This window comes from Chryseobacterium sp. SC28, assembly GCF_003932955.1.
GTDB lineage: Bacteria > Bacteroidota > Bacteroidia > Flavobacteriales > Weeksellaceae > Epilithonimonas.
Genome location: NZ_QOVY01000012.1, coordinates 76,824 through 88,349, shown reverse-complemented (window position 1 = coordinate 88,349; position 11,526 = coordinate 76,824). Strand labels below are relative to the sequence as shown.

The window sequence follows — 11,526 nt, the reverse complement described above, 5'->3', positions numbered from 1 at the left end:
CAATTTAAGAAAGAAAGTTGCCTGAGAAGGACAACTTTTTATTTTTTTACTAAAGAATATGAATAGATAAAAATTAAAAATCCGACTCACTTTTTGTTGTGAGACGGATTCTTAACTTTTAGCGGTATAATCTGTCGTAGAGATCTTGGAATTCGGCCTTTATCGCTTTCCTTTTCAGTTTAAGCGTTGGGGTGAGCAAGCCGTTTTCGACAGTCCAAGCTTTGGGCGTCAGTTCTATTTTTTTGATTTGTTCCCATTTACCGAGACCCTGGTTGACTTTTTCAATTTCCTTTTCAATCCTAGATTTTATGGCAGGATTGGCGGCGATTTCTTTAGGAGACTCTGTTACTTTGACTTTGTGAAGATCGGCCCAGCTTTTGGCGTAGGCAAAGTCCGGTTGGATGAGTGCGCAAGGCATTTTTTCGCCTTCTCCCACAACCATTATTTGTTCAATGAATTTCGAAGCTTTGGCCAAGTTTTCGATGACCTGCGGTGCTACAAATTTTCCGCCCGAGGTTTTGAACATTTCTTTTTTCCTGTCGGTAATGTAGAGGAAATTGTCTTCATCAATCATGCCGATATCGCCGGTACGGAAAAAACCGTCGTCTGTGAAGGCTTCTTTGGTTTTTTCTTCGTCTTTATAATAACCTTTAAAAACCGATGGTCCTTTCACCACAATTTCGCCGTCCGATTCTATTCGTACTTGCAGATTTTCCAGCGGGGTGCCTACGGATCCGGGTTTCACATGTCCGGGGCTGTTAACCGAAATTACCGGGGATGTTTCCGTCAAGCCATAACCTTCCAAAATAGGAATGCCCGCTGCATGGAAGATGATGTTCAGTCGCTTTGATAGCGGTGCAGAGCCGGAAACCAAGGTGATGAAATTCCCACCCAGACCTTCTCTCCATTTTTTAAAAACCAGTTTGTCGGCGATGATGTGCATCAGGGATTTAGGTTTGCCAATTTCATATTTCTCCGCGATCCCGATGGACCAAAGGAAAATTTTTGCCTTCAATCCGCCGGAGGCAATACCTTTGTTATAAATAGTATCATAAACCTTTTCTACTACCCTCGGCACAACGGTCATATAATGAGGCTTTACCTCGTTCACATTTTCGCCGATTTTATCGATGCTTTCTGCAAAATAAATAGAAATACCGTTACTAAAGTAAAGATAGTACAGCATTCGTTCGAAAACGTGACAGATTGGAAGGAAACTCAGAGTCTTCAATTCCTTGTAGTCAATGCTTTTGTCTTTTGGGATTCTCGGCGTGCTTGCCAGCACGTTTGATACAAGATTGTGATGGGTTAGCGGCACGCCTTTTGGCCTTCCGGTGGTACCTGAGGTGTAGATGATGGTGACGATATCATCCGGATTTACGGCTTTTGCAAGATCATCTACCTCATCTTGAGTCAAGTCGTTTTCTCCTAGATCAAGAATTTCGTTCCAATTGGGAGCTCCGTCTACCTCATCAAATGTAAAAATCCCCACAACTGATGGGATTTGTGCCTTTATTTTGATGAGTTTTTTATAAAGTTCCTTATCAGAAACAAAACAATATTTAATCTCGGAATCATTAAAGATATAAATATAATCTTCTTCGGAAATCGATGGATAGACAGGCACTGTGATGACGCCAATCTGAGAAATTCCCAGATCCATCACTGCCCATTCTGTTCTGTTGTTGGTCGAAATAAGGCCGATCTTATCACCCGGGTTGATGCCCAATTTCAATAATCCGCGAGAAATTTTGTTCCCCAGGTTTACAAATTCCATGGTGGATGTTTTGATCCATTTACCTTTTTTTTTGGTTGCCAGACAATCTTCTTTGGGATATTTTTCTAGGACCAGCGTAGAAAAATCAAATATTCTTTTTGGGTTCATAAAAAATTGTTGTTAATATGTTATTAAAATTGAGTTTACATTGCCGTAAATATAATTTTTTTTTCTCAACCAACAAAACCCGTCAATTTGCTTTTATTTTTTCTTAAAAAGCTTATATTTACAATCAAAATTATAATAAAAACTTATGGATTTCAATCTTACGGAAGAGCAAAAAATGATTCAACAAGCGGCAAGAGACTTTGCGCATGCGGAGCTTTTGGAAGGCGTAATAGAAAGGGATACAGAACAGAAGTTCCCGCACGAAGCCGTCAAAAAAATGGGAGAAATGGGATTTTTGGGAATGATGGTGGATCCGAAATACGGGGGTGCGGGCTTGGACAGCATTTCTTATGTTTTGGCTCTGGAAGAAATAGCCAAAATTGATGCTTCGGCGGCCGTGGTGATGTCTGTGAACAATTCTTTGGTCTGCGCAGGCATAGAAAAATTTGCCAACGAAGAACAAAAAATGAAATATCTGAAACCGCTCGCCAGTGGCGAAGTGATTGGCGCCTTTGCCCTGTCGGAGCCGGAAGCGGGGTCAGATGCCACATCTCAAGCCACCACCGCTGAAGATAAGGGCGATTATTATTTGTTAAACGGAACCAAAAACTGGATTACCAATGGTGGCAACGCAACTTACTATGTTGTGATGGCGCAAACGCACCCCGAGAAAAAACATAAGGGAATCAATGCATTCATCGTGGAACGAAGTTGGGAAGGTTTCCAAGTAGGGAAGAAAGAGGATAAATTGGGAATCCGAGGAAGTGATACACATTCGTTAATGTTTACCGACGTGAAGGTTCCCAAGGAAAACAGAATAGGAGAGGACGGGTTTGGTTTCACATTTGCAATGGCCGTACTCAACGGCGGCAGAATCGGGATTGCGTCTCAGGCTTTGGGAATTGCTTCCGGCGCTTATGAATTATCTTTAAAATATGCTAAAGAGAGAAAATCTTTCGGGACAGAAATCATCAATCATCAGGCAATTGCTTTCAAATTAGCTGATATGCACGTGAATATTATGGCCGCAAGAATGCTGATCTACAAAGCCGCCGCCGAGAAAGATGAAGGCAAAGACATCTCGGAAAGTGGCGCAATGGCAAAACTTTATGCCTCACAAGTAGCGATGGATACAACGATTGAAGCGGTTCAAATCCACGGCGGTTACGGTTATGTGAAAGAATATCACGTGGAAAGGATGATGCGCGATGCCAAAATCACACAAATCTACGAAGGCACGTCCGAGATTCAAAAGATTGTGATTTCCAGAGCGATTGCGAAAAAATAGATTAGCAAAATTTTCACTACTAAAACGGATCTAATAATAAAAAAAATCTTGTCAAAGTTTATATTTTGGCAAGATTTTCATTTAAAAACATTGCAAAAATTGAGTCATGGTGTTTAAATTCCAGCACTATTTTTTTACAATTTTTAACTGTAATTAATTTTGTTACAATTAAAAATATTTACTAAATTTGTTTTCTGATGAGCAACACAAGATTCGCAACCGCAATCCATATCATGATACTTCTGTCGAAAGATTCACAGAGATGGCACACGTCTGACTGGTTGGCAGCAAGCATCAACATTAATCCGGCGATGGTGCGCAAAGAGCTGATAAATTTGAAAAAAGCCGGCCTAGTAGAGAGTCGGTTGGGAAAAGACGGCGGCGTCAGAATGGGCAAAAATGCAGAAGAAATCAGTGTTGCAGAAATTTATCAGGCGATAAAAAGTTCAGAAATCCTTGGTAAAAAAAATCAACATCCCAATCCGATCTGCACGATAGGAAAAGACATTAATAAGAACTTGGATGCCTTATTTTCGGAAACCGACGATTTGGTGTCCCAATTTTTGAAAAGTAAAAAACTATCCGATTTTAGCGATCAGTTCGAGTAAAAATTTTCGTGAAAAAATGTAACAAGTTATATTACAATTAATTAAAGTAAATATTATGAGCAAAAAAGTAGCAGTAATCGGAGCCACAGGCTTCGTAGGACAACACATCGTAAACGAGCTTGCAAACCGCGGCTATGAAGTAAATGCCATCGCGAGAGACGTCTCCAAAATAGAACCGAGAGACAACGTGCATCCCATCAGCGCAGATGTGAATCAGGTGGACGAATTAGCAAAAGTTCTGGAAGGAAATGACGCCGTAATCAGCGCCTTCAATCCGGGATGGAATAACCCGAATATCTACGAAGATTTTCTGAAGGGTAGTCAAAATATCGAAAAAGCGGTGGAGAAATCAGGCGTTAAGCGATTCATCACCGTTGGCGGTGCCGGCAGTCTCTACATTGATGGCCAACAGGTGGTCGATGGGCCTCACGTGCCGGAAGAGATCAAACCGGCTTCGCAATCCGCAAGAGATTATCTGGAAATCATCAAAAAGAACGATGTGCTGGACTGGACGTTTTTCTCTCCGGCCATCGAGATGAATCAGGAGACCGCGGGCGTGCGAAGAGGCACTTACAGAATTGGATTGGAAAATCCGGTCTTCGACGAGAATGGACGAAACGTTCTGTCGGTAGAAGACGTGGCCGTTGCTTTGGTGGATGAGCTGGAGCAAAATAGATTTATCAGAAAACGTTTTACAGCAGGATATTAAATCGGGTTCATCATTTAATTATTTTCGCAATTTAATTCGTAAAAATAACCCTTTCAACGTCTCTAATGTTGAAAGGGTTGTTTGTTATTGATCGATCCTCAATCAGTCTATGATCTGGAAAGTCTAAAGAACTACCTAATAAAATAAATCAACTCTCATTAAATCTATTTCTCGTAAACCAAATACCCAAAAGCATCCAGACTGACATCGGAACCTTTGAGCAGCTCATTTTTAGATTTCGAAAATACATTTTTGAAATTGCCGCCAACATTGTCATCGTCCAATTTAAAATTAACAGGATCTTTGGTGGTATTAATTAAAACCAAAACTTCTCGGTCGCCATTTTTCCTGAGGTAAGCCAAGATTTTTTCGTTGGCATTGGTATTGACCCAAAAAGTGGTCACGGCCGGATCGCCGCCTCGCAGCGCAGGATTTTCGGATTTCAATTCGAATAGCGTTCGGTAAAAATCTTCCAATTCATATTTCCCCGTCCAAGGAATCGGGTCTTTCTCGAAGAACTCCAGCCGTTTGTTTTTCATCGGCAGCTCTTGGCCATTGTAGAGCAAGGGAACGCCGTTCCACGTTGCCGAGAAAACGGCTAATGCAGGCGCAAAATCGCCGTACTTTTCATATTCTGTTCCGTTCCAGGAGTTTTCGTCGTGATTGCTGGTAAACCACGCTCTCATCGAGTTGTCGCCCAATTTGGAATATTGCTCCAAAAGATTTTTGAGCTCAGAGAGCGGCAAATGCTTTTGATAAAAATCCTGAGTGAGGTGCATCCACTTCCAAGTGTAGCTCGCATCGAAAACTTTTCCATATTCGGGCGCCTCCAGCTCATCAAATTCGCCAAGGAAGAATAGGGGTTTCAGTTTTTCTACTTCCGGCCGTGCCTGTTGCCAGAAATCGACTTCCACCCAGCTGGCAAGATCGCACCGGAAGCCGTCGATATTGGTTTCTTTGACCCAATATTTCATCGCTTCTATCATCGCGAGGCGCATTTCTTTGTTGGAGTAGTCTAGTTCTATGATGTCATCCATTCCGCTGGCTTTGTGGAAACTTCCATCGGCATCTTTGAGGTAATATTCCGGATGAGACTTGGTCCAGACGTGATCCCAGCCGGTGTGATTGGCCACCCAGTCGATAATGACTTTGAAACCCATTCGGTGCGCCTCGTCCACCAGATGTTTGAAGGTTTCCAAGGTTCCGAACTCCGGATTGATCGACGTATAATCCGCTGCCGCGTACTGACTGCCGAGGCTCCCCTTCTTGTTGAGTTGCGCAATGGGTGTAATTGGCATCAACCAAAGCGTTTTTACGCCCATTTTTTTGAGTCTCGGAAGATTTTTTTCGAAAGCGGCAAAAGTACCTTCGGGCGTGTACTGTCTAATGTTGACTTCGTATATATTGGTGGTTTTTTTCCAGTCTTGAGGGTGTTCCATAGATGTTTTTTCAGTGGGTTTCAGGGTATTGCAGGATAATAGTAAAGCGGCGATTGCCGGCAGAAGAATCAGCTTTTTCATCTGTATATCTTTAATTTTTTATGATCCTACTGCAACACTTTCGGGAGATTGTTCATTTGAAAAATCTTTTCCGTTGGCTATTGCGGGATCTTGCAGTCTATTTTGTAAATGTAATAAAAAATGAGAAAGCCCGAGGAATTTGATTATGCTAATATTTTAAAAATATTTTTTTGATGGACACCTTTTGTCCGTTTGGTATCATAGTTTTGTCAAAAAAATAGAGATGATGACAGAAAAACAAATAGAATTTTTTGAGCTTCTGCAAAAAATGCAGCAAAAAAATCATGATTTACTCCCGTATTTGCAGGGAGAAAATTTATTTCGGGGAATATTTGGCACCAACGCAAACAAATTGGTTTGAAGATTTAGAAAGAGAGTGGAGTGAGGAGACTTCTACTATTTTGGAGCAATTCTCGGTATCGGGTACTCGGAATTATCATCTATGTCTATTTGAAATACGAAAGGTGTGAAAACAAACTTCATCACTTTTGCAGATATAGAACGGTTTTTTTATATGGATATCGAGAATTTAATGATCTTGCAACTTCGCGACAGCATTTTTGAATTGGAAGACAAAAGCCTTATCCAGATCAGCAACGCCGAATTTTATTTGGTGCGGGTTTACAACAAAGCAGACCAACGGGAAAATGATTACTATATGTTGCCTTCAAAACCATCCTTTGTGCCGTTTGCCAACAACAAATAGTGAGGTTGATACTTATTTCATCACGATTGGGCAATTGGCACCGCTGGTTGGTTTGACGTCATTAGAATTTCTGAAAATGAACAAGGCACTTCGCGAGTTGGAAGATCTCGATTTGATAAAGATAAAGGATGGGGATTATTCCTTTGTCCGGTGGCTGGAGAATGTGGATAAATCTTTGGAGTATTCACAGTTTGTAGAAACTCCTTTAATTAATGCTCAAAATAAAACTTGCGAACTGACCGAAACATTTATAAACCAGATTATTAAACTTTAAAAAAATAAATGATGTACCACATTTTCGAATCTGTCAACAATTTCTACTTAGGAAACTCCGAAATGTCCTTCGTAGGCTTGGAACAATGTAAAACCGACTTTCAAGAAGAATGCCGCGCGCTCTCCGAAACCTTCGCAATCGGTGATACAGAAGCACTCTTGCTGCTTACGATTATCTGTCTTAATGTAGATTACAGAACTTGCAGGATTGAAGATATTGCCGACAGGCTTGGAATCTCGCGGTTGGAAGTTCTGAACCACGCCGATTCTCTATTTTCTCTGCAGGAAAAAAAAATAATAGAGCGGATTAAAATGGAGGAATTGCCGGAGCAAAAGCGCTTCTTTTTGAATAAATTCAAATATCCACTGGAGATTATGAACTGGCAATTTACGATTGGCAAAACCGTGCAGAAGGCGATTTTCCCGTGGATTAATGAAAATTAATTTTGTTTTACGGGAAACCGTAATGTAGGGATTTACTTTTTTTATACATTTGATAATTAACGAACTATGGAAGAAATCAACGGATTAAGAGAACTGTTCCACCACATTTATGAAGAGCTCTCCAACGACAATTACGAAGCGGAAGAGCAAGTGGCGGATTTGGAAGAAAAAATAGACTTACTGACAGATGAATATGCCTATCAGGACGATTACGATTTCCAAGGTGAGCGCAAGGAATCTGATGCCTTGAAAAAATTGAAAAATGATATCCAAAAGATGAAACGAGAATTTGATTTCTATGATGAGGAGGCAGAACTGGATATGATGTTCCCCAATCGGCACGATGAAGATTTTGATGAAGATGATTTGGGATTTAGGAGTGTTTTTGGGGATGAGTAATCTCGGTGATAGAAGACCACAAAATTATTCAGATTTAGAGAATTAAAAATTAACCAAATAAAACTTAAATTATGGCAAATCAATTATGGAAAGTAACTGCGAAAAGAGACAGTTTCAACATTAAAAAAGGGATGAATGTAGAAATTCTTATCAAAAATGCAAGCAGGAAACCAAATCAGAAAGAGGTTGTAGAAGCTATCAACGAAAAATATGGCGATAAAACTGCAACTAACGGGACTAGTTTATCAATTTTTGAAATAGAAGAGTTGAACTAATTTTATGTTTTAAAAGAAAAATTACTGAAATATGTGTTGTAAACCTTACTTGGAAGAAAAAGTTCTTGAAGAAATTAGAACTTTAGACTTGAAAATACCAAAATATCAGCGTCCTTATAAATGGAGAAAAGAACACGTTATCCAGCTGCTGGATGATTTGTATGAAAATATCTATCAAAAATCTAATAATTTATATAGAGCAGGAAGCATTATCATACATAAAGAGAATGCCGATCTCAATATTGTTGACGGTCAACAAAGATTGGTTACATTGACATTAATCTTTCAGTTTCTTAAAAAAGAAAAGAATATAGATTCTGATTTGAAATTATTGTTTGGTGCTGAATTTAAAAATACAACATCAAAAAATAATATCAAATATAATTACCAGATTATTAAAAATTGGTTCAATTCAAAGTCATTTAATGTTAAAGATCTGCAGTACTTTGCCACAAAAATAACGAGCAGATTACAATTTGTATTGGTGACGGTATTTCATCGGGAGGAAGCTTTTCAACTTTTTGATTCACAAAATTCTAGGGGAAAAGAACTTTATGTAGAAAATTTGCTTAAAGCTTTTCATCTGCGTGAAATGGAAAAAGACGGATATTCAGAAAAAGATTTAGAAAAGTATTCTGTCAAATGGGATGATTATATTCTTGATGAGAAGAAATTAATAAATATTTTAGGCAATCATCTTTTTCGTATTAGAAAATGGACAAAGGGTGAAAAACAGTATACTTTTTCGAAATTGCAAATTAATGAATTCAAGGGAATTAGTCTGAGTTCGGAAGTAATTTACAACTATGATTTATCATTTAGAATTTTGGAAGGTTATAGCCAAAATGCAAAAAATGATTATTTACTGCGAAATTTTCATATTCCGAGCAAATTTCCATTTCAGATTACGATGCCAATTATTAACGGTAAAAACTTCTTTGATTATGTATTTCATTATTTGGAGTTGAAAGGTAAAATATTCAATGATTTGGAAAAAAACAGATTTAATCTTTTTTACAAACAGTTGTGTTTGGGGAATAGTACTAATGAAGAATATTATATTAAGGATTTCAACTATGGCAAAAGCTTGAGAACAGGTGACGTAAAGGTGAGAAATCTTTTTGAAAATATATGTTTATTATTTGTCGATAGATTTGGAATAAAAAATTTTGATAAGATATATTTCGAGGAATTTTACAAAAATGCCTATCAATTGAGATTGGACAAAAAGGCGATTAATGATAACACCATAATAAACTACGAAAAAGGACAAAAATTTTTCAAATTAATTTCTAATTCATATTCCCCCGAAGAAATTCACTCTAATTTGTTCTGTAATTATTCTCCAAATAAACCTTGGACAAATTTGGATTTTGTGAGTGGTACAGAGGATATGTATAAATTTTTAAAAGGAGATAAAAATGTCGAATAAAATACAATATGCATTTTGTATAGAAAAAATACTTTCTGAAAATCAATATTTAATTCCTATTTATCAAAGAAATTTTGAATGGGAAAAAGAAGAGATTTCTAAATTAATACTTGATATCAATAATTTTGGGGAAAATTATTACTTGGGAACTTTGGTTACATCAAAAAAATCTGATGATCAATATGAATTGATTGACGGGCAACAAAGACATACGACATTGAATCTTATAAAATATTATTTGAAAGAAAAATTAAGAGACAATTATTCTGTGTATAATGTTTTTAAAAAATGTTTTGAAGTTCATAACCTCAATTTCCAAGCGAGAAAAGAATGTAAATTATTTTTTGAACAGCTTACGAGCGGGACGGATAATGTACAAAGAAATTTTAAATCGAAGAATCTTTTGGATGCAATTAATATTATAAAAAATGCTTTTATTGAGGAGGGAATTAAAGAAGATGAATTTGCAGAAAAATTCTTCCGAAAAACTTATCTTTTCAGAACAGAATTGCCAGAAAACACTGATCTGAATCATTATTTTGAAATAATGAATAATAGAGGTGAACAATTGGAAAAACACGAAATTCTTAAAGCTCAGCTGATGGAAGTCTTGAAAAACAAAAATAAAGAGGACTTATTTTCAGAAATATGGGATGCTTGTTCGGATATGGGAGACTACATTTGGAATAATTTGGAAAAAGATTTCTCATTAAGAATATTTTCTGAAAACTTTACTGATTGGAATTTTGAAAAATTTTTGGAAAAATTTAATGCGAAAACTGAAGAAGATAAGTTAGGTTTAAATTCAGATGTAGATAATAATCAAAAAGAAAAAGAAATTTTCAAATTAGACGATATTATAGATCATCATTTAATTTCAGATAAGTTTTCACAGGAGCATCAGGAGAAAACTTCAAAATTCCGTTCTGTACTACATTTTCCAGAATTTTTAATTTACACATATTACAATACGATGTCAATTGATGGAAAAAATTATGATGATAAAAAATTATTGGAAATTTTTAAAGACTATGTAGAATCGGAAACTTTCATTATAGAGCTTCTAAAAAATAGGATATATTTTGATAAGTGTATAATAAAACAAGTTCTTAATACAGAGGAAAAGAATCAGAATTGGGGGATTAGAACATATGTGCTAAAGGAAAAATCATTTGATCTCAAGGAAACAGCGTTTGAAAATAGTAAGTATGAGGATAAATTGGAAATGCTGCAGTCTATGTTTTATTATTCTACTCTTTCGGATAATAAAAAAGAATGGTTGATAAATTTGTTGAAAGAAAAACCCAAGGAAGCTGATAAGTTATATACAATTTTATATGAAAATTTTAGAACCTATATTCAGAATCTAAATGTCGATGATCTTTATTATCAGAATTTTGCGTCAAAAATTTTCTACTATTTTGAATATATGTTATGGGACTACTGGAAAGAAAAACACTCCCGTGCCGAAGATGGATTAGATCCCAAAGACAAAGATCTTCTTAAGAATTTATTAGAAACAAGAATATCTAATATAGTTAAAAAAGAAAATAAAGAAGAAAATAAAGAAGACCACCAAAATTTATTTCATACTTTCAGATTTAGACAGTTGAATTCTGTAGAACATCTTTTTGCACGAAATAATATTGATAAAATTGATATAACACCCGAACAGCAAGATAAAGGTAATATTATAAACTGTTTTGGAAATTTATGTCTAATATCTAATTCTGAGAATTCTTCGGCAGGAAAAGATCATCCTGAGTATAAAAAAGATACATATCAAAATAACAATTTCAGTCTGAAAAGGTTAGTAATGTTCCAGACATTTTATGAATATCCGGAAGAAATTTGGAATTCACGTGGAATTATTCAGCATCAAAATGAAATGCAAGCACTACTGAAGCATTATCAGACACTGGTGTATCCTCAGTCTCCCCAAAACTGAGGATTTCTTCTTAAAAAAAACAAACGCAAACGCCCATAA

General features: G+C 36.7%; 13 protein-coding genes. 11 read left to right on the top strand and 2 right to left on the bottom strand.

The genetic code is table 11. The features are described 5' to 3' along the window. Window positions 1-118 precede the first annotated feature (118 nt). Entirely contained in the window at window positions 119-1,885 is a 1,767-nt protein-coding gene (locus DTW91_RS08530; RefSeq protein WP_125202967.1) for an AMP-dependent synthetase/ligase, read from the bottom strand. A 145-nt stretch (window positions 1,886-2,030) separates the two neighbouring features. Between DTW91_RS08530 and DTW91_RS08525 the strand changes: the two genes are divergently transcribed. The 3 genes from DTW91_RS08525 to DTW91_RS08515 all read left to right on the top strand — a co-directional run bounded on the left by DTW91_RS08525 (window position 2,031) and on the right by DTW91_RS08515 (window position 4,490). Continuing rightward, on the top strand, window positions 2,031-3,173 hold the full coding sequence (locus DTW91_RS08525; RefSeq protein ID WP_125202966.1) for an acyl-CoA dehydrogenase family protein: 1,143 nt from the start codon (window positions 2,031-2,033) through the stop codon (window positions 3,171-3,173). Window positions 3,174-3,370: 197 nt separating this feature from the next. Then, entirely contained in the window at window positions 3,371-3,781 is a 411-nt protein-coding gene (locus tag DTW91_RS08520) for an RrF2 family transcriptional regulator (protein ID WP_125202965.1), read from the top strand. A 55-nt stretch (window positions 3,782-3,836) separates the two neighbouring features. After that, complete coding sequence (locus DTW91_RS08515; protein WP_125202964.1) at window positions 3,837-4,490, top strand: NAD(P)-dependent oxidoreductase; 654 nt, start codon at window positions 3,837-3,839, stop codon at window positions 4,488-4,490. Window positions 4,491-4,654: 164 nt separating this feature from the next. On the opposite strand, the gene DTW91_RS08510 is transcribed toward DTW91_RS08515, so the two are convergent. Further along, window positions 4,655-6,010, bottom strand: coding sequence for an alpha-amylase family glycosyl hydrolase (locus tag DTW91_RS08510; protein WP_125202963.1), 1,356 nt, complete (start codon window positions 6,008-6,010; stop codon window positions 4,655-4,657). 223 nt (window positions 6,011-6,233) lie between these two features. Here DTW91_RS08510 and DTW91_RS12710 point away from each other — a divergent pair, with 223 nt between their 5' ends. From DTW91_RS12710 to DTW91_RS08475, 8 genes are all read left to right on the top strand, one after another. Beyond that, the gene (locus DTW91_RS12710; protein ID WP_185144759.1) at window positions 6,234-6,371 is read left to right on the top strand and encodes a hypothetical protein; all 138 of its coding nucleotides are present in this window, start codon (window positions 6,234-6,236) and stop codon (window positions 6,369-6,371) included. A gap of 105 nt (window positions 6,372-6,476) precedes the next feature. Then, window positions 6,477-6,716, top strand: a complete 240-nt coding sequence (locus DTW91_RS08505; protein ID WP_125202962.1) for a hypothetical protein — start codon at window positions 6,477-6,479, stop codon at window positions 6,714-6,716. Then, window positions 6,700-6,990: a hypothetical protein gene (locus DTW91_RS08500; protein WP_125202961.1), complete on the top strand. Its 291-nt coding sequence runs from the start codon at window positions 6,700-6,702 to the stop codon at window positions 6,988-6,990. Before DTW91_RS08505 ends, DTW91_RS08500 begins: the two co-directional genes overlap by 17 nt. Window positions 6,991-6,998: 8 nt before the next feature. Further along, the gene (locus DTW91_RS08495; RefSeq protein ID WP_125202960.1) at window positions 6,999-7,433 is read left to right on the top strand and encodes a hypothetical protein; all 435 of its coding nucleotides are present in this window, start codon (window positions 6,999-7,001) and stop codon (window positions 7,431-7,433) included. A gap of 66 nt (window positions 7,434-7,499) precedes the next feature. Then, entirely contained in the window at window positions 7,500-7,832 is a 333-nt protein-coding gene (locus DTW91_RS08490; protein ID WP_125202959.1) for a hypothetical protein, read from the top strand. 71 nt (window positions 7,833-7,903) lie between these two features. Next, a complete protein-coding gene (locus DTW91_RS08485) occupies window positions 7,904-8,107 on the top strand; it encodes a peptidase (RefSeq protein WP_125202958.1) in 204 nt (67 codons plus the stop codon). Window positions 8,108-8,156: 49 nt separating this feature from the next. Then, window positions 8,157-9,539: a DUF262 domain-containing protein gene (locus DTW91_RS08480; protein ID WP_228412690.1), complete on the top strand. Its 1,383-nt coding sequence runs from the start codon at window positions 8,157-8,159 to the stop codon at window positions 9,537-9,539. Then, complete coding sequence (locus DTW91_RS08475) at window positions 9,529-11,487, top strand: DUF262 domain-containing protein (protein ID WP_125202956.1); 1,959 nt, start codon at window positions 9,529-9,531, stop codon at window positions 11,485-11,487. Before DTW91_RS08480 ends, DTW91_RS08475 begins: the two co-directional genes overlap by 11 nt. The last annotated feature ends 39 nt before the right edge of the window (window positions 11,488-11,526 follow it).

Excerpts from the sequence above, each read along its gene's own strand:
- DTW91_RS08530 (WP_125202967.1), bottom strand. The coding sequence starts at position 1,885 with ATGAACCCAAAAAGAATATTTGATTTTTCTACGCTGGTCCTAGAAAAA.
- DTW91_RS08525 (WP_125202966.1), top strand. The coding sequence starts at position 2,031 with ATGGATTTCAATCTTACGGAAGAGCAAAAAATGATTCAACAAGCGGCA.
- DTW91_RS08520 (WP_125202965.1), top strand. The coding sequence starts at position 3,371 with ATGAGCAACACAAGATTCGCAACCGCAATCCATATCATGATACTTCTG.
- DTW91_RS08515 (WP_125202964.1), top strand. The coding sequence starts at position 3,837 with ATGAGCAAAAAAGTAGCAGTAATCGGAGCCACAGGCTTCGTAGGACAA.
- DTW91_RS08510 (WP_125202963.1), bottom strand. The coding sequence starts at position 6,010 with ATGAAAAAGCTGATTCTTCTGCCGGCAATCGCCGCTTTACTATTATCC.
- DTW91_RS12710 (WP_185144759.1), top strand. The coding sequence starts at position 6,234 with ATGATGACAGAAAAACAAATAGAATTTTTTGAGCTTCTGCAAAAAATG.
- DTW91_RS08495 (WP_125202960.1), top strand. The coding sequence starts at position 6,999 with ATGATGTACCACATTTTCGAATCTGTCAACAATTTCTACTTAGGAAAC.
- DTW91_RS08490 (WP_125202959.1), top strand. The coding sequence starts at position 7,500 with ATGGAAGAAATCAACGGATTAAGAGAACTGTTCCACCACATTTATGAA.
- DTW91_RS08485 (WP_125202958.1), top strand. The coding sequence starts at position 7,904 with ATGGCAAATCAATTATGGAAAGTAACTGCGAAAAGAGACAGTTTCAAC.
- DTW91_RS08475 (WP_125202956.1), top strand. The coding sequence starts at position 9,529 with ATGTCGAATAAAATACAATATGCATTTTGTATAGAAAAAATACTTTCT.